Origin of the sequence: Nocardioides mangrovi (assembly GCF_020073815.1) — a bacterium.
GTDB classification, from domain to species: Bacteria; Actinomycetota; Actinomycetes; order Propionibacteriales; family Nocardioidaceae; genus Nocardioides; species Nocardioides mangrovi.
The window spans coordinates 995994-1012410 of record NZ_JAIQZJ010000001.1 but is presented as its reverse complement, the minus strand read 5'-3'; the positions used below and the strand labels follow the sequence as shown (position 1 = coordinate 1012410).

Here is a 16417-nt window from a genome sequence, read left to right as displayed (position 1 = left end):
GTTCGTCGGCTCTTCACCCGCCGTACACCGACACGCCCGGCCCGCGTGGGCATCCCGTCCCCGGTGCGCAACATCCTGCTCGACAACCGTCTATCGCGTGTCCACGGTGTGCCCGAGTGTCCCCGAGAGTGAGCGAGACCGGAGTGAAGCTGGTCGTCCAGGTGCCGTGCCTGAACGAGGAGGCGACGCTTCCGCACGTCCTCGGCTCGATCCCCGACCGGATCGACGGCATCGACGAGATCGAGGTCCTCGTCATCGACGACGGGTCCTCGGACCGCACCGTCGAGGTCGCGGAGGCGTACGGCGTCCACCACGTCATCCGGCACCGCCGCAACCAGGGGCTGGGCCGGTCGTTCACCGACGGGGTCGACCACGCGCTCACCGTCGGGGCCGACATCGTCGTCAACACCGACGGCGACAACCAGTACCCCCAGCAGCGGATCGCGGACCTGGTCCAGCCGATCCTGCGCGGCGAGGCCGACATCGTCATCGCCGACCGCCAGGTGCAGCTGATCGACCACTTCTCGCCGAACAAGAAGCGGCTGCAGCGCCTCGGCAGCGCCGTGGTCAACCGGGCCGCCGGCACCGAGCTGCCCGACGCGGCCAGCGGCTTCCGGGCCTACTCGCGCGAGAGCCTGATGCGGCTCAACACCGTGACCCGCTTCTCCTACTGCATGGAGACGATCATCCAGGCGGGCTACAAGCGGATGGCGATCGCGAGCATCCCCGTCGTCACCAACCCGAAGACCCGCGAGTCGCGGCTCTTCCGCTCCCAGCGCCAGCACGTCTTCCGCTCGGCCGCCGCGATCGTCCGGGCCTACATCATGTACCGGCCCTACCTGGTCTTCGGCTGGGCCGCGGTGCTCTTCGGCGCCCTGGGCCTGGTGCCGTTCGCCCGCTACGCGTGGCTCGAGGCGTCTTCCGAGGGCGGCGGCCACCTCCAGTCGCTGCTGGTCGGCGCCGCACTCGTCCTGATGTCGTCGCTGTGCGTGATGCTCGGGATCATCTCCGACCTGATCCGCACCAACCGCTCGCTGATCGAGACCAACCTCGAGCACACCAAACGCGCGCGGTTCGGCGCGACCGCGGCCGAGCTGCCGACGGAGACGACCGTGCGGCCGGTGACGCCGAGGCGGGTGCCGCTGTGAAGCGCGCCTACACCTGCGTCCTCCGGGGTCTCGGCGGCCTGCTGCGCAGCCTCGGCGTCCTCGCCCGGCTCGAGCGCCGCGCGCCCCGCTCCCGCGTCGCGACCTGGGCGGTCTCGCTCTTCGCCATCTACGACATCGACGAGCTGGCCCGGCTCGACGTGCCGTGGTGGACCTTCGACTCGATCGACCACGTCGCCGACTTCCTGGCCGGCCGGCCGGGCGCCCGCGTCTTCGAGTGGGGCTCCGGCGCCTCCACGCTGTGGCTCGCCTCCCGGTCCGGGTCCGTGCACTCCGTCGAGCACGACGCGGGCTGGGCGGAGGCGCTGCGACCCCGGCTGCCGGCCAATGTCGACCTGACGCTGGTCCCGCCGACCGCCACCCCGGCGCCGGCCATCGGGTCGGCCAAGCCCGGTCACGCCGGGCTCGACTTCTCGACGTACGTCGCCGCGATCGACGAGACCCATGGCCTCTTCGACGTCGTCGTCATCGACGGCCGGGCGCGCGAGGCGTGCCTGGAGCGCGCGGTCGGCCGGCTGGCCCCCGACGGGCTCATCGTCTTCGACAACGTCGACCGGCAGCGCTACCGCGACGCCATCGGTGCCCTCGGCGGCCGGCTCGACGTGATCACGACGCGCGGCCTCACCCCGGCGCTGCCCTACCCGACGCGTACGGCGCTCCTCCGGCTCGCGGGACCGGCGTGACCCGTGCCCGTGCGCTGGACCTGGCGCGGATCCTCTTCGTCCTGCTGACCCTCGGCTGCGCTTGGCTGGGGTTCCGCGGTCGTGGCGACGAGATCGCCGACGCGCTCGCCGACACCAGCGCGCTCGGACTGGCCGCCGCCCTGCTCGTGACCCTCCTCGGCCTCGCGCTCACCGCGATCCTCTGGCGCCGGATCCTCGCCCGGCTCGGCTCGCCGGTGCCCGAGCGCGCGGCGTCGGCGATCTTCTTCGTCGGCCAGCTCGGCAAGTACGTCCCCGGGTCGGTCTGGAGCTTCGCGGCGCAGGCCCAGCTCGGCCGACGTCACGACGTGCCGGCCCGGCGCAGCGTCACCGCGTCCGGCCTCTTCCTGCTCGTGCACACGGCCACCGGCGCCGTCGTCGGCACCGCGGCGGTCGTGACCGGCGTGCTCGACGCCGGCGGCCCCCGCTGGCTCTGGGCGCTCGGTCTCGTGGCCGGCGCCGTCGTGCTGGCGCTCCCCGTCGTCCGCCGCGACGTCGGCCCCGCGATGGTCCTGATGGCCGGCGTCTGGCTCGCCTACGGCGTCGGCGTGCTCGCGCTGCTCGGCCCGGCCCGGGCCGGGCTCGACGACCTCCCCGCGATCATCGCGGCCTTCGCGCTCAGCCATGTCGCCGGCGTGCTGCTCGTCATCGCCCCGGCAGGCCTGGGCGCCCGGGAGGGGGTGCTGATCGCGCTGCTCGAGCCGGTCGTCGGCCTGGACGCGGCGATCGCGACCGCGCTGCTCGCCCGGGTCGTGCACGCGGCCGCCGACTTCGCGATCGCCGGGCTCGCCGCACTCCGCGCCCGGCGTACCGGCGTCCGCCCCAGCCCCGGGCTCCGCCCGGCCGACAGGAGGACCGACCTCTGATGAGAGATCTGTGGCGCCGGGCCGGCGCACACCCCTTCGCCGTCCCGGCGCTGATGTCGCTGCTGATCTGCCTGATCGGCGCCAACGTCGCGCTCTCGACCCAGATCCCCAGCTGGGGCAACGACGAGGCGCCCCACCTCGGGTACGTCGTCGCGCTCGCCCACGGACACCTGCCGACGATCGACTCGCCGATCGTCCGGAGCTGGGCCGACTACCCGCCCGGCTCGTTCGGCCTGGTCGGGTGGGACGGCGCGCACATGGACATCTGGACCGCCAACCACCCGCCGCTCTACCACGCGATGCTCGTCCCGCTCTGGTGGATCTTCGGCGGCGACCTCACCCACGCGGTGATCTCGATGCGGCTGGCCAACACGGCCGGCTACGGCCTCTGGGTGCTGCTGGTCGGGCTGATCGCGCGCGACCTCGTGCCGCGCCGTCCCGCCGTCGTCGCCCTGGCGACGGTGATCGCGGTGACACCGACGCTGGCGCTGCGCGCGGGATACCTGATGAACGACGGCTGGGGCTGCGCCGCCGCCCTGCTGATGATGTTGATGACGATCCGGATGCTGCGGGGCGGCCCCGGCGCGATCACGAACCGCCGGATCGCGGTCGCCGCGGCGGCCGGTGTGCTCGCCGCCGGCACCCGCGCGCCCGGCGTGCTCGTCGTCGCCGTCTGCTGCCTGACCCTGCTGCTCTGCCTCGGTCGCACCCGCCGCGGGCTGCTCGCCGCGGTCGTCACCGGCGGCGTGCCCGCCCTCGCGACCGGCTGGTTCTACCTGCGCAACCTGCACCTGTACGGCGACCTCACCGGGCAGGAGGCGCTGATCGAGAAGTTCCAGCGGGTGCCCGTCACCAGCCTGTCCGGGATCGGGGGCGTGCCCGGTCTCTGGGAGCCCCTGGTCGCCGCCTGGATCCCGCTGGTCGTCTTCCTGACGGTCGTGCCGTACGTCGTGGTGCGCCGGGTGCGGGCGGGTGCGATCGGCCCCGGCTGGCGGCCCGACCCGTCCTGGACGATGCTCGTCGTCAACGCGGGCCTGACCGGGGCCAACATCATCGGCTTCATCCGGATCGGCGGCGGCTTCCACGACCGTTACCTGATGACGGTGATGCCGCTCTTCGCCACCCTGGCCGCGCTCGCCATGCTCTCGGTCCGCCGCCGCCCGCTGCGGGCCGTGGGGGAGCGGTCGATCCACTTCGAGCGACGCGAGTGGCGGATCGCCGGGATGTGGGCGACCGCGATGCTCGCCTGGTTCGTGGTCGCGATCGCCTACCAGGAGTGGTACTTCGTCTACCGCCCCCAGGGCCACAACCTGGTCGGCGGACCGGTGCCCGCGCTGCTGCTCGTCGCCGCGGCGGTGGTCGGCGTCCTGACGCTGGTCGTGATGGCGCGGCGGGCGTCGCCGGCGGTGACCGAGCCGGTGCCGGTCAGCGAGCCGGTCCGCGGCGCGGCCTAGTGTCGCGGGTGGAAAGTATCTGGATGGTTGGTGTCGTCAGGGTGCGTGCCTGGCAAGGCGGCGTCGCGCCGGGCTACCGGGCGTCACTCCAGCGATGCCAACGCGGCCAGGTGCATGCCATGGCGGCTCGAGCCGTCCAACGACTTTTCTCCCGCGGCACTAGCGCCCCTTGACGCCCTTGCTGAGCGGGCCGAAGGCGCTGGCGCCGTAGGCGTTGCGAGCCCGGACGGCGAGCTTCCAGGTCCCCGTGCGGACCTTGATCTCCACGCCGGTGCGCCACGAGGGCTGCACGGAGTAGGTCGCGGAGACGCGCGGCACGCCGGAGACCACGCGGTAGATCCGCACCTGGTAGCCGGTGATCGGGTCGGTGGTGCCCGGCTTGGCCCACGACGCGAGGATCGTGCGCTTTCCGCCCCTCGCGCCACGCCGCACGGCCGGCGCGGCCGGGGTGCTCGGCGGGCCGGGCGCGACGGTCGGGGTCTCGGTCGGGTCGACCGTCGGGGTGACAGTGGGCGTCTCGGTCGGGTCCGTCGGGACCGCGTCGCAGCCGGTGACGCTCAGCGTGTAGGAGCCGAGGCTGCCGTAGTCGTCGTACCCGGTCGTCCTCGACCCGCGGCCCACACCGTCGACCGCGACGTAGTAGTCGCCGGCGGAGAGGGTGCGGGCCAGGACGGCGTTCATCCCGGACGCGACCAGGGCGCTCACCTTCGACGAGGTGGGATCGACGGTGGCCACGGTGCTCCCCGAGGCGTCGAGCAGGGTGAGCTGGACGTCGAGGTCGGGGCTGTACGCCGCGGGCTCGGCGTCGATCGTGGTCGCGCCGGAGCAGGCGCCCAACGACCAGACGTCGACATCGGTGCGTCTGCCGATGACGGCCGTGCCGCCGGTCAGCGCGGCGGCGGTGCCGACGGTGTCGCCGGCCTCGTCGGTGCGGTAGGGCGCGTTCCGCGCGATGACCGCGACGTCGTCCTGGGTGCCGTCGTCGGTGAAGGTCCTCGACCCCGAGTACCAGCCGTTGGTCCACTGGATGATCGGCTGGGCGCCGCTGCCCATGATCGGCGCCCAGCCGCCCTGACCGGCGTAGTACTCCGCGGTCGCGGAGCCCCAGTGCTGGAGCCCGAAGGTGTGGCCGACCTCGTGGCTCACGCTCTCGGAGACGTTGAGGAGGTCGCTGAAGGAGTGGGCGCAGACCCAGGCCGGCAGGTAGTCGTCGCCGACCTCGCCGAACACGCCGACGTACGCGACCCCGGTGACGCCGACGCCGCCGCAGACCGCGCTCTCGATGGTCGCCGAGCCGGTGATCATCGCCTCCATGCCGTAGACCTGGTCGCTCGGCGACGACCGCACGAGCTGCGCGTTGGTCGGCGGCTCGGTGGTGACGTCGATGTCGAAGGGCGCGTAGTCCTCCGAGACCCGCAGCCATGCCTGCTGGACGAGGTTGCGCTCGGCGGTGCTGAAGGAGGAGCTGTCGCCGTCGATGTCGTACGGCGTCGCCGTGAGCGTGCTGCGCCCCGACTCCTTGTTCCACTGGGTGCCGGTGACCGTGCCGCCGGTGAAGTTCAGGTAGAGCGTGCGCTGCGACCCGGGGTCGCTGTGCAGCGAGAAGGCGTCGCTCGCGGGGAAGGGGAGGTCCTGGGTGGTGGCCGCCCGGGCGGCGGACCGCGCGGGGTAGCGGGCGGTGTCGCGGTAGAAGAGCCGTCCCGAGGTGTCCAGCCAGGCGGTGTCGTCGGATCGCAGCAGCTCGGCCAGCCCGGCGGAGGTCATCCCGTTGGCGGCCGCGGTGTCAGCGACCGCGCTCCGGTCACGCAGCGCGGCGAGTGCGTCGCGGCCGGTGACCGAGGAGGACAGGTGCACCGGTGCCCGCCAGCCGTCCGCGACCGCGGGTCGCGGCGCCGCCTGCGTGGTCACGACGGGCAGCAGCGCGCCGACGCACGCCAGCGCCCCGAGGGCGGTCAGGGTGAGCAGGTGGGGAGTCGGTCGGCGCACGATCACCCAGTGTGGGGCTCAACCGGCGCTCGTGGAGACGAAATCCGTCCGGAAGTGCCTCGTCCCGCCCAGGCTCGGCAGGAGCGCGAACGCCGGGACCGGTCGCCGACGGTCCGACCGGCGAGCGGTTTCGGCTCCGAGCCGGGCGGGAAGAGGGCGGGAGACGACGGCTCGGCTATCGGGGGAACGATGACGGAAGCGACGCTCAGCACTGGCGCGCGACGGCGGCTCGACCGCCTCGGTGCGCTCCTCGACCCGGATCTCTACCGGGTGACCACGCCGACCACCGGCTCCGACCGCGCGCAGCGCGTCGAGCTGCTGGTCGACCCGACCGGGTGGGTGATCGACGTACCCACCGTCCGGCTCACCGAGCAGATGCGCGACCCGCTCACCCTGTGGGCGGTCGTGCAGGAGGCTCTGATGACGGCCGACCTGCGCCGGATGGCCGCCAACGCGGAGCTCCGCGGCGACGGCGAGGAGGAGGCGCACCTCGGCCGCCAGCTCATCGCCGGCGAGCGCCGGGTCGAGCCCCGCCCGCGCCCCCGGCTGCCGCGGCTCGAGCGGCCGACCGCTCGCGTCGACGACCCGCGCCGCGAGCCCTTCCCCGACCGCGACCAGGTCGTCGTCGGGACGTCCAAGTACGCCGAGGTCCGCGTCCGCGTCGGCCTGACCATCGGGGTCGTCGGCCTCGAGGCGGACCGCGACTGGTTGAGCAACGCCCCGGAGCCCGAGGTGCGCTACGCGCTCAGGGAGGCCTTCCGGGACGCCTACGAGAAGGGGGAGCCGGCATGAGGCCCAGCGACGGAGGCGGCCCGCCGCCGTACGGAGAAGCACCCGAGGACCACCCGGACCACGGCGTCCCGCACGCCCCGGCCGGCGGCTTCTCGGTCGAGGCCAAGGACCTGATCGGCGCGAGCCACACTTGGGACGACGTGTCCTCCAGCCTCAAGAAGGTGCTGAGCCTCTGCCAGCCGGGGGAGGGGTACGTCGGGATCTTCGGGATGGCCGACACGCTCTACACGACCGGCCAGTTCCGCACCGACTTCAACCACTCGATCTGCCAGGCGGCCTTCGACGGCTCCTACATCACCTCCTACATCGCGGACGGTCTCGTCGAGACGGCCAACGACTTCTCGCACACCGACACCGACCAGGCCGCCAACTTCCGCACCTACACGAACGAGGTCAGCGATGGCTGAGGCATCCAAGGACCCGGAGGTCTTCCTGACCCAGGTCAACGACGCGATCGACGACGTCACCGACGCCGTCAACGGCTTCATCAAGGCGATGGCCAACTTCGTCAACGACCACCTCACCGAGGCGGGCGGCATCCTCGGCACCATCGCCGGCGGGCCCCTCGGCGGCATCCTCGGCGGCCTCGCGGGGCACGAGCTGGAGAAGAAGTTCGACGCCGCGCAGGACCAGGTGTGGGCGGCGTGGGAGGACGGCCAGAAGAAGATCCGCGAGTCGATCGGCTCGATCCTCGGCGACCCGCTGATGATGAGCTCGATCAGCAGCGCCTACCGCGACTCCGTCCGCGAGCTCGGCACCATCGAGACCTCGCTGAAGGAGGTCAACGGCCTGCTCGACGCGAGCTGGACCGGCCGCGCGTACGGCGCCTACTCGACGGCCTCCGGCACCCAGACCGACGCGGTGTCCGGGATGAGCGAGATGCTGCTCAACGCCGCCGACCTGCTCGACGACAACTCGCTCACGCTGGTCAACCACTGGAGCGACCAGCTCCAGAACATCGTCGACCTCGCCGGCAACCTCGCCGCCAGCGCCGGCAAGATCGGAGACGCCGGCAACTGGGCCTCGCTGGGCGCGGGCGTCGCGGTCGAGCTGATCGCGGGCGTGGTCTCCGACATCAGCAACGTGGTCACGACGTACATCTCCTACTGGGCCAGCCTCAACATCGGCTCGGCCGGCGACTGGGACGGCCTGACCGCCTCGTTCGGCCACAACGGCCTGCCCAACGAGACCTGGCCGCGGCCGTCCGAGGCGCTCAGCGGCGCGATGAACGACCCGTGGGAGGCGGCCTGACCTACGGCCGCAGCGTGACCTGCGTGGTCCCGTCGGTAGTCCCGTCGGCGGTCGTGTAGGTGCGGGCGACGTCGAGCACGTGCGCGGCGTCGGCGCTGCTGTCGAAGACGAGCTGGTCGCTCCGGAAGCCCGGGCGGGTGACGTCGCTCGGCACGGTCAGGGTCGGGTCGTCGCCGTCCAGCGTGGAGCTGTCCTCGGTGGAGGTCACCTCGACCCCGGACACCGTGGTCTCGAGGCGCACCACCGCCCAGGCTGCGCCGGCGTCCGCCCAGCCGGGGCCGCTGACGTAGGGCACCAGGTCGAGCTCGGCACTGCAGAGCAGGTCGAGGTCCGCCGGCGGCCGCAGCCGCTGGTCGGAGCAGTCGATCAGCGGAGCCCGCGACCCGGTGGCGTCGTACAGCGCCGCGGCGTCGCCCTCGTCGACCCGGCCGCCGGAGCTGACGGTCTGCACGACGCCGTCGAAGTCCACCTCGAGCCGTACGTCGTCGCTGCCGGCCACGGCGACGAAGAGGGCGGGGTCGTCGTCGAGGGCCTGGTCGATCGGGTAGCGGTCGCCACCCGCGACCAGGGTCACGGTCGGCGTGACGTCGTCGTCGAGGACCATCGCCTTCTGGGTCGTGCTCAGGCCCGCGCCCGGGTCGAAGGTCCACCCGACGCCGACGAACGCGCCCCCGTCGGGCGGGTCGTGGTCCTCCTGGTCGGCCGCCTCGTCCGCGGCGACGCTGTCGACGGGCTCGCCGAGCAGGACCGAGAGCCGGCCGGTCGGCAGCTGCACGACCGCGGCGTCGGTGCCGAGGGCCTGGACCTCCGCAGCGACGGTGTCGCCGGCGTCGGCGCCACCGCCGAGCAGGGCGCACCCGGCGGCCGCGAGCGCCACCACGGGCACGAGTGCCGCCGTCCTCGCTCCGAGTCGCATGGGGTGGACCCTAGCGAGGCCACTACCCGCACACTGGCCGTCGCGGCCGGGTCGGTGGCACAGTGAGGCGATGTCTCGGACCATCAGGATCGCAATCGCGCTCGCGCCGGTGGCGCTGCTCGTCGGCCTGCTGAGCGCGGCGCCGGCGTCGGCCGACAGCCCGTCGGACCGCTACGAGAAGCAGGCCTTCGCCGCGACCAACCAGCAGCGGGACCGGCACGACCGCCGTGACCTGCGCTCCCAGCGGTGCGTCGAGGGCTTCGCCGAGCGGTGGGCCCGCCACATGGCGCGCACCGAGGACATGGTCCACCAGTCGCTCGGCCCGATCATGCGCCGCTGCCACCTGACCATGGCCGGCGAGAACATCGCCTACGGATTCGCGAGCGGCCGATCGGTGGTCAACCAGGGCTGGATGCACTCCGAGGGCCACCGCGAGAACATCCTGCGGCCGCAGTACCGCCTCATGGGCATGGGTGCCCGCCGCGACGACGACGGTCGGTGGTGGATCTCCCAGGTCTTCGGTCGCCGTTAGGACTGCACGCCGCGGACCCGTAACCTTGACCCTCGTGGCAGGACCGGACTTCGACGCAGAGATCAAGCAGCTCCAGACGACGATGGGGACGATCGAGCACGTGCTCGACCTCGACTCCATGCGCGCCGAGATCGCCGACCTCGGCGAGCAGGTCGCCGCGCCGGACCTGTGGGACGACCAGGCCAACGCCACCCGCGTGACCGGCCGCCTGTCCGCCCTCCAGGGCGAGCTCGAGCGGATCACCTCGCTGCGCAGCCGGATCGAGGACCTCGGCGTCCTCGTCGAGCTCGCGCAGGAGGAGGGCGACGCCGACTCCCTCGCCGAGGCCGAGGTCGAGCTGGGCCGGCTGCACAAGTCGGTCGAGGCCCTCGAGGTCCGCACCCTGCTCTCCGGCGAGTACGACGAGCGCGAGGCGATCGTCTCGATCCGCTCCGGCGCCGGGGGCGTGGACGCGGCCGACTTCGCCGAGATGCTGATGCGGATGTACACGCGCTGGGCCGAGCAGCACAAGTACCCCGTCGAGGTCTACGACGTCTCCTACGCCGAGGAGGCGGGCATCAAGTCCGCCGAGTTCGCGATCCACGCGCCGTACGCCTACGGCACCCTGTCGGTCGAGGCCGGCACCCACCGCCTGGTCCGGATCAGCCCGTTCGACAACCAGGGCCGCCGCCAGACCTCGTTCGCGGCCGTCGAGGTCGTGCCGGTCCTCGAGCAGACCGACGAGATCGAGGTGGACGAGAACGACATCCGGGTCGACGTCTTCCGCTCGGGCGGCCCCGGTGGCCAGTCGGTCAACACCACCGACTCCGCCGTCCGTCTGACCCACATCCCGACGGGCATCGTGGTCAGCTGCCAGAACGAGAAGTCGCAGCTGCAGAACAAGGCCTCGGCGATGGTGGTCCTCAAGGCCAAGCTGCTCGCGAAGAAGAAGGCCGAGGAGGCTGCGCTCAAGAAGGACCTCAAGGGCGACGTGGCCGCCGCCTGGGGCGACCAGATGCGCAACTACGTCCTCAACCCTTACCAGATGGCGAAGGACCTGCGGACCGGCTTCGAGGTCGGCAACCCGCAGGCCGTCTTCGACGGCGACATCGACGGCTTCATCGAGGCCGGCATCCGCTGGCGCCGCGGCGCGGAGAAGGCCGAGTCCAACTAGCCGGGCACGCCGCCGACCGTCGTACCTGACGAGATGGTCGTGTTTTCGCGAGATCCACGACCGTAACGTCAGGTACGACGCCCCCTGCCGGTGCGGCAGAACCTGTTCTAGGGTCGGCCGCATGAGGCGTGACCACTGGCGGCGCTACAACGACGCGCTCGACCCGGCGACCGACTACGTCGACATCTACGCCAAGGTCGTGGCCCACGAGTTCCCGTGGGACATGAACCAAGCGCTCGGCTTCGCGCTCTTCCGCACCTACGCCGTCCCCGGCATCGGCCGACTGCTCGACGAGACGGGCGAGTTCACCGCCAGCACGCAGAAGCGGTACGACGACACCGCGCTGCTGCTCGAGCCGCCCAACCGGCTGGGCTTCGAGGACCCCGAGTCCAAGGCCGCGATCCGCCGGATCAACGCCATGCACCGCGCCTACGACATCCCCAACCACGAGTTCCGCTACGTGCTCAGCACCTTCGTCGTGGTCCCGAAGCGCTGGCTCGACGACTTCGGCAAGCGCCCGCTGACGCCCATCGAGCTCGAGGCGAGCGTGCAGTACTACCGCACCCTCGGCCGGCACATGGGCATCCAGGACATCCCGGAGACCTACGCCGGCTTCGAGGAGCTGATGGACTCCTACGAGGCCGAGCACTTCGCGTACGACGAGGGCGGCCGCCGGGTCGCCGACGCCACCCTCGCGCTGATGGTCGGCTTCCAGCCACGGATCGCCCGGCCGGTGATGGGCGTCTTCAGCCGGTCGCTCATGGATCCGCCGCTGCGCGCCGCGTTCCGCTACGCCACGCCGCCGGCGTGGGTGATCGCCGCGTCGCGCGGCGCGCTCAAGGCCCGCGCGCTCCTGCTCCGTGCCTTCCCGGCGCGCAAGGAGCCGAAGCTGGTCGAGGACCTGCCCCAGATCCGCAGCTACCCGGACGGCTACCGCGTCGAGGAGCTCGGCACCTTCCCGGTGCCCGGCCAGCGGGGCTGCCCGGTGCGCCACGGCGACGCCACGGCGGAGCCGCTCAGCAGTTGACGACGACCTCGCCCGCGCAGGCGTCGTCGCCGCCGCGACCGTCGATCGTGTCGGTGCCCTCTCCTCCCTGGAGGATGTTCGGGCCGTCGGTCCCGTAGATCGTGTCGTCGCCGGCCGTGCCGAAGACGTTCTCGAAGGCGAGCGCCCCGAAGTCGCCGTAGGTCGCCTGGCTGACGCTTCCCGCAGCGAGGTCGACGATCACGCCTTCGCCGTCGTACCAGAACCCGACGAAGTCGTTGCCCGGCCCACCGTCGACCGACGGGCGCGAGGCGGCGATCTGGACGATGTCGTCGCCCGGGCCCGCGGCGATGCTCGGCTCCGCGGCGAAGGAGACCGCGATCTCGTCGTCGCCCGCGCCCGCGCTCAGGGATCCGGACCCCGTCACGGTCGCGACGTCATCGCCGCCGCCGAGGTCGACGAGGTCCTCGCCACCCTCGTCGACGTACGTCTCGGCCCTGCTGCTGCCGGCGAAGACGTCATCGCCCGATGTGCCGTGGTAGACCTCGATGCGCCGAAACCGGTCGCTCTCGTGGCCGGACTCCTGCCCGGCCGGCACCGACACCTGCACGCCGTGACCGGCGAAGGTCAGCGAGTCCGTGCCCGGCCCGCCGTCGAAGAGGTCCCTCCCGCCGCGGGCACGGTCCGCGTCGTGCAGGTGGTCGTCCCCGGCCCCACCGCAGACGATGTCGGACCCGCCGCGGCCGCCGGTGAAGAAGTCGTCACCGCCTCCGAGCACGATGACGTCGTCGCCACGGGTGCCCTGCACCTCGTCATCGCCGTCACCGAAGACCATCGTGGCCTTCTTCCCGCCGCAGGTCGGCACCGCCTCGGCGGCGGGGGCGACGGCCAGCAGGCCGGGGACGAGCAGCAGGACGGCCAGGGCACGGCGCACGCAGGAACCTCCGAGATCGGGGCGCCTAGGACGACGCCTGCGCGACTGTGACACACCACCGCCCCGCGCGTTCGAGGATCGCGGCAGATCGGTCCTGCGTGGTGAGGGAGCAGGAGAGCCAGGCGTCGCCGAAGAGGCCGTGGAAGCTGGTCGTCACCGCTCCGTCGGCGCGGCAGCGCACCGCGGCCGTCGGAGCGCCGTACGCCGGGGCGTCCGCGATCGTCGTACAGCCCCGCTGACCTGCGGCGGAGCGCGCCAGCACCCGCGCCTGCCGGATCGTCACCGGCGGCGCGAAGACCCAGGCCCGCGCCTCGCCGCCGTCCGAGGTCCACGAGCAGCCGTACTCGTGCACGACGTCGGTCACCCCTGGCTCGACCTCGGCCCGGTCGCCGTTGGACCAGGTCCTGCTGTCGGTGACGGAGCCGCCGAGCGCCTCCTCGACTGCGGCGGGAGCGACCCGGGCGCAGAAGCCGGTGCGGCCCACGACCAGCCCCGAGGAGTCGAAGTCGTCCAGTGGGGTGCTCGACGGCGTGGGCGCGCTGGTGGGTCCGGAGTCCCCGTCGTCGCACCCGCCGAGCCCGAGCGCGACGAGCAGCGCGACCGCGCCGAGAGCGGCCACGGTCGTGAGGCGGGACACGGGAGGCACGCCCGACAACCTATGCGGTCCGCGATGCGCTCAGGCGGTGCGGTTATCGTCGATTCCCGTGATCCGCTTCGAGAAGGTCGTCAAGACCTACGCCGGCCAGGTGGCCCCTGCGCTCGACCAGGTGTCGGTCGATGTCGAGAAGGGGGAGTTCGTCTTCCTCGTCGGCACCTCCGGCTCGGGCAAGTCGACCTTCCTGCGGCTGGTGCTCCGGGAGTACCGCCCCACCGCCGGGCGGGTCTACGTCGCGGGCAAGGAGATCAACCGGCTCGCCAGCTGGAAGGTCCCGCGGATGCGCCGGCAGATCGGCACCGTCTTCCAGGACTTCCGGCTGCTCAACAACAAGACCGTCAACGAGAACGTCGCGTTCGCGCTCCAGGTGATCGGCCGCTCGCGGACCGAGATCCGGCGGCTGGTCCCCGAGACGCTCGAGCTGGTCGGCCTCGAGGGCAAGGGCGACCGGCTCCCCGACGAGCTGTCCGGCGGCGAGCAGCAGCGGGTCGCGATCGCCCGCGCGTTCGTCAACCGGCCGCAGATCCTCATCGCCGACGAGCCCACCGGCAACCTCGACCCGAGCACCTCGGTCGGGATCATGAAGCTGCTCGACCGGATCAACCGCACCGGCACCACCGTGCTGATGGCCACCCACGACGCCGGCATCGTCGACCAGATGCGCAAGCGCGTCATCGAGCTCGACCACGGCCGGGTGGTCCGCGACCAGGCGCAGGGCGTCTACGGCTTCCAGCACTGAGCACTCCCGACCCAAGGACGACTTCTCACCCATGCAGCTTCGCTACGTCTTCTCCGAGCTCCGCCAGAGCCTGCGCCGCAACCTGTCGATGCACATCGCGGTGATCCTCACCCTGTTCGTGTCCCTGACCCTGGTCGGCTTCGGCCTGCTGATCCACGAGCAGTCGGACAAGGCGCGGGACCAGTGGGGCTCCGAGCTCCAGATCACGGCGTTCCTGTGCAAGGCGCGCGACGACAACCCGTCCTGCACCGGCGAGGTCACCGACGCCCAGAAGCAGGCGATCGCGAAGGTCGTCGACGAGAGCCCCGAGGTCGCGGACTACCACTTCGAGACCAAGGAGGAGGCCTTCGAGAAGGTCAAGGAGCTCCTCGGTCCGGAGAAGTTCGAGGGCCCCAACCCGGCCGCGACCGCGGACGACATGCCCGAGTCGATCTGGATCACCCTCAAGGACCCCGACCAGTACCAAGGCATCACCAGCGCGGTCATCGGCCTCGACGGCGTCAGCAGCGTCCGTGACCAGCGCGACGTCGTGGGCCCGATCCTCAAGAGCATGCGGCTGATGCAGATCCTCTCGGCCGTCATCGCCGTCGTCCTGGTCGTGGCGGCGCTCCTGCTGGTGGCCAACACCATCCGCCTCGCGGTCTTCGCCCGCCGCCGCGAGATCGGCATCATGCGGCTGGTCGGTGCGTCGTCCCTCTACATCCGGCTGCCGTTCCTGCTCGAGGCGATCGTGACCGCCGCGATCTCCGTGCTGCTGGTCGGCGGGACCCTCGCGGCCGTCATGCAGTTCGGCCTCGAGGACCGGCTGCGGGAGTCGGTCGGCTTCATCCCGTGGATCGACTGGTCGGCCTTCTGGTACGCCGCGGTCCGGATCGCGATCATCGCGCCGGTGCTCACGCTGGTGCCGACACTCCTGGTCAGCCGCAAATCCCTCAGAACCTGAATCCGGCGGGTTACCGTCGTCGCGTTCACTTCCCCGAACACGTGAAGGCAGCCCGGTGCGTCTCTTCCCCCGTACCGCCAGCCCTCGCCTGCTCGCGGCCACCACGGTCTGCGCGCTGGCCGTGGGCGCGGTGGCCATCCCCTTGGCCAGCGCCGATCCGCACCAGCTGAAGGACCGGCAGCAGCACGCGCAGTCGAAGATCCACCACGCGCAGCGCGACCTCGACGAGTCGAGCAGCCGGCTCCGCAAGGCCCAGGCCGCCCTCGACTCGGCGCAGAAGCAGCTCGACGGCGCCCGCGCGGCGTACCAGTCGGCCTCGACGCGGCTCGACGCGGCGAAGGTCCGCGACCGCGACATGCAGGAGAAGCTCGCCGCCGCCGAGTCCAAGCTGGCCACCGCCGAGCAGGACCTGGCCGACGGGCAGGCCGCGCTCGAGGAGCAGCGCCAGACCGTCACCGACACGATCACCGACATCTACGAGCAGGGCGACCCCGACCTGATCGCCTTCGGGGCCCTGCTCAACTCCCGGTCGACCGCGGACCTCACCCGGCGCGAGGAGGCGCACAGCGTCATCGTCGGCAAGCAGACCGCGGCGTACGACGACCTCCACGCCGCCGAGGTGCTGCTCCAGGTCCGGGAGCGCCAGGTCCAGGACGCCCGCGACGAGGTCGAGGTCCAGCGGCAGGCCGCCGCCGACCACCTCGTCACGATGCAGGCGCTGCACCAGGAGACCCGCGAGGCCCGCGACCGGGTCCGCGACCTCGTCCAGGACCGGCGGGCCGCGCAGTCCGACGCCCGCGACGCCCGGCAGAAGGATCTCCGCGCGCTCCACCGGGCCAAGCAGCGCGAGCAGCGGATCCGGCAGAAGATCCTGGCCCAGGCGCGGCGCGCCCGCGGCGGCTACACCGGCCCGACCAACGGCCTCTTCATCCGCCCCGTCCCCGGGGTCGTCACCTCGCCGTTCGGCTGGCGGATCCATCCGATCTACCACTACTGGGGCCTGCACGACGGGACCGACTTCGGCGTCTCCTGCGGCGAGCCGATGAAGGCGATCGCCGGCGGCACCGTGATCGAGAAGTACTGGTCGGACGTCTACGGCAACCGCCTCTACGTCAGCCTCGGCCAGATCAACGGCAAGAACGTCACCGCCGTCTACAACCACGCCACCAGCTACCGCGTGAACGTCGGCGACCACGTCACCCAGGGCGAGACCGTCGGGTACGTCGGCTCCACCGGCTGGTCCACCGGCTGCCACCTCCACTTCACGATCCTGGTCAACGGCACCGCCGTCGACCCGATGAACTGGCTGCCGTAACCGGATTGCCCCGACCTGGGAGAATGGTG

General features: G+C 72.0%; 17 protein-coding genes. 13 read left to right on the top strand and 4 right to left on the bottom strand.

Annotated elements, in window-relative coordinates:
• Nucleotides 1-128: 128 nt before the first annotated feature.
• From K8U61_RS04925 to K8U61_RS04910, 4 genes are read left to right on the top strand one after another with little or no spacing between them, the layout of a single operon-like run.
• The gene (locus K8U61_RS04925) at nt 129-1148 is read left to right on the top strand and encodes a glycosyltransferase family 2 protein (protein WP_224121844.1); all 1020 of its coding nucleotides are present in this window, start codon (nt 129-131) and stop codon (nt 1146-1148) included.
• Entirely contained in the window at nt 1145-1849 is a 705-nt protein-coding gene (locus tag K8U61_RS04920; protein ID WP_224121843.1) for an O-methyltransferase, read from the top strand. The genes K8U61_RS04925 and K8U61_RS04920 overlap by 4 nt, the downstream gene beginning before the upstream one ends.
• Nucleotides 1846-2733: a lysylphosphatidylglycerol synthase domain-containing protein gene (locus K8U61_RS04915; RefSeq protein WP_224121842.1), complete on the top strand. Its 888-nt coding sequence runs from the start codon at nt 1846-1848 to the stop codon at nt 2731-2733. Before K8U61_RS04920 ends, K8U61_RS04915 begins: the two co-directional genes overlap by 4 nt.
• Complete coding sequence (locus tag K8U61_RS04910) at nt 2733-4187, top strand: glycosyltransferase family protein (protein ID WP_224121841.1); 1455 nt, start codon at nt 2733-2735, stop codon at nt 4185-4187. Before K8U61_RS04915 ends, K8U61_RS04910 begins: the two co-directional genes overlap by 1 nt.
• Before the next feature lie 159 nt (nt 4188-4346).
• Here K8U61_RS04910 and K8U61_RS04905 read toward each other — a convergent pair whose 3' ends face one another.
• A complete protein-coding gene (locus K8U61_RS04905) occupies nt 4347-6173 on the bottom strand; it encodes a zinc-dependent metalloprotease family protein (RefSeq protein WP_224121840.1) in 1827 nt (608 codons plus the stop codon).
• A gap of 189 nt (nt 6174-6362) precedes the next feature.
• Here K8U61_RS04905 and K8U61_RS04900 point away from each other — a divergent pair, with 189 nt between their 5' ends.
• The 3 genes from K8U61_RS04900 to K8U61_RS04890 are packed head-to-tail and all read left to right on the top strand — an operon-like array spanning nt 6363 to nt 8216.
• Nucleotides 6363-6965, top strand: a complete 603-nt coding sequence (locus K8U61_RS04900; protein WP_224121839.1) for a hypothetical protein — start codon at nt 6363-6365, stop codon at nt 6963-6965.
• Nucleotides 6962-7372, top strand: a complete 411-nt coding sequence (locus tag K8U61_RS04895) for a hypothetical protein (RefSeq protein ID WP_224121838.1) — start codon at nt 6962-6964, stop codon at nt 7370-7372. The genes K8U61_RS04900 and K8U61_RS04895 overlap by 4 nt, the downstream gene beginning before the upstream one ends.
• Complete coding sequence (locus K8U61_RS04890) at nt 7365-8216, top strand: hypothetical protein (RefSeq protein WP_224121837.1); 852 nt, start codon at nt 7365-7367, stop codon at nt 8214-8216. The genes K8U61_RS04895 and K8U61_RS04890 overlap by 8 nt, the downstream gene beginning before the upstream one ends.
• A 1-nt stretch (nt 8217) precedes the next feature.
• On the opposite strand, the gene K8U61_RS04885 is transcribed toward K8U61_RS04890, so the two are convergent.
• Nucleotides 8218-9132 carry a hypothetical protein gene (locus K8U61_RS04885; RefSeq protein ID WP_224121836.1) on the bottom strand — a complete coding sequence of 305 codons (915 nt, stop codon included), beginning with the start codon at nt 9130-9132 and terminating at the stop codon, nt 8218-8220.
• A 70-nt stretch (nt 9133-9202) separates the two neighbouring features.
• Between K8U61_RS04885 and K8U61_RS04880 the strand changes: the two genes are divergently transcribed.
• The 3 genes from K8U61_RS04880 to K8U61_RS04870 all read left to right on the top strand — a co-directional run bounded on the left by K8U61_RS04880 (nt 9203) and on the right by K8U61_RS04870 (nt 11844).
• Nucleotides 9203-9664, top strand: a complete 462-nt coding sequence (locus K8U61_RS04880; RefSeq protein ID WP_224121835.1) for a CAP domain-containing protein — start codon at nt 9203-9205, stop codon at nt 9662-9664.
• Nucleotides 9665-9698: 34 nt separating this feature from the next.
• Nucleotides 9699-10817 carry a peptide chain release factor 2 gene (gene prfB, locus K8U61_RS04875; RefSeq protein ID WP_224121834.1) on the top strand — a complete coding sequence of 373 codons (1119 nt, stop codon included), beginning with the start codon at nt 9699-9701 and terminating at the stop codon, nt 10815-10817.
• A gap of 121 nt (nt 10818-10938) precedes the next feature.
• Nucleotides 10939-11844 (top strand): oxygenase MpaB family protein, encoded by a 906-nt coding sequence (locus K8U61_RS04870; protein ID WP_224121833.1) that lies wholly within the window; start codon nt 10939-10941, stop codon nt 11842-11844.
• On the opposite strand, the gene K8U61_RS04865 is transcribed toward K8U61_RS04870, so the two are convergent.
• Both K8U61_RS04865 and K8U61_RS04860 read right to left on the bottom strand, forming a co-directional pair.
• Nucleotides 11834-12736 (bottom strand): calcium-binding protein, encoded by a 903-nt coding sequence (locus tag K8U61_RS04865; RefSeq protein ID WP_224121832.1) that lies wholly within the window; start codon nt 12734-12736, stop codon nt 11834-11836. The two genes, K8U61_RS04870 and K8U61_RS04865, sit on opposite strands and share 11 nt — an antisense overlap.
• A gap of 25 nt (nt 12737-12761) precedes the next feature.
• Nucleotides 12762-13382: a hypothetical protein gene (locus K8U61_RS04860; RefSeq protein ID WP_224121831.1), complete on the bottom strand. Its 621-nt coding sequence runs from the start codon at nt 13380-13382 to the stop codon at nt 12762-12764.
• A 58-nt stretch (nt 13383-13440) separates the two neighbouring features.
• On the opposite strand from K8U61_RS04860, the gene ftsE reads away from it, so the two are divergent.
• Genes ftsE through K8U61_RS25365 form a run of 3 tightly spaced genes read left to right on the top strand, consistent with a single transcriptional unit; the run spans nt 13441 to nt 16388 of the window.
• Complete coding sequence (gene ftsE, locus K8U61_RS04855; protein ID WP_224121830.1) at nt 13441-14130, top strand: cell division ATP-binding protein FtsE; 690 nt, start codon at nt 13441-13443, stop codon at nt 14128-14130.
• A 31-nt stretch (nt 14131-14161) separates the two neighbouring features.
• On the top strand, nt 14162-15073 hold the full coding sequence (gene ftsX / locus K8U61_RS04850) for a permease-like cell division protein FtsX (protein WP_224121829.1): 912 nt from the start codon (nt 14162-14164) through the stop codon (nt 15071-15073).
• Nucleotides 15074-15128: 55 nt separating this feature from the next.
• Nucleotides 15129-16388, top strand: coding sequence for a peptidoglycan DD-metalloendopeptidase family protein (locus K8U61_RS25365; protein WP_224121828.1), 1260 nt, complete (start codon nt 15129-15131; stop codon nt 16386-16388).
• Nucleotides 16389-16417: the final 29 nt, after the last annotated feature.

What these genes read in the sequence shown, in the direction of transcription:
- K8U61_RS04910 (WP_224121841.1), top strand. Translation starts at nt 2,733, where the DNA reads ATGAGAGATCTGTGGCGCCGGGCCGGCGCACACCCCTTCGCCGTCCCG.
- K8U61_RS04900 (WP_224121839.1), top strand. Translation starts at nt 6,363, where the DNA reads ATGACGGAAGCGACGCTCAGCACTGGCGCGCGACGGCGGCTCGACCGC.
- K8U61_RS04895 (WP_224121838.1), top strand. Translation starts at nt 6,962, where the DNA reads ATGAGGCCCAGCGACGGAGGCGGCCCGCCGCCGTACGGAGAAGCACCC.
- K8U61_RS04890 (WP_224121837.1), top strand. Translation starts at nt 7,365, where the DNA reads ATGGCTGAGGCATCCAAGGACCCGGAGGTCTTCCTGACCCAGGTCAAC.
- K8U61_RS04885 (WP_224121836.1), bottom strand. Translation starts at nt 9,132, where the DNA reads ATGCGACTCGGAGCGAGGACGGCGGCACTCGTGCCCGTGGTGGCGCTC.
- K8U61_RS04880 (WP_224121835.1), top strand. Translation starts at nt 9,203, where the DNA reads ATGTCTCGGACCATCAGGATCGCAATCGCGCTCGCGCCGGTGGCGCTG.
- K8U61_RS04870 (WP_224121833.1), top strand. Translation starts at nt 10,939, where the DNA reads ATGAGGCGTGACCACTGGCGGCGCTACAACGACGCGCTCGACCCGGCG.
- ftsX (WP_224121829.1), top strand. Translation starts at nt 14,162, where the DNA reads ATGCAGCTTCGCTACGTCTTCTCCGAGCTCCGCCAGAGCCTGCGCCGC.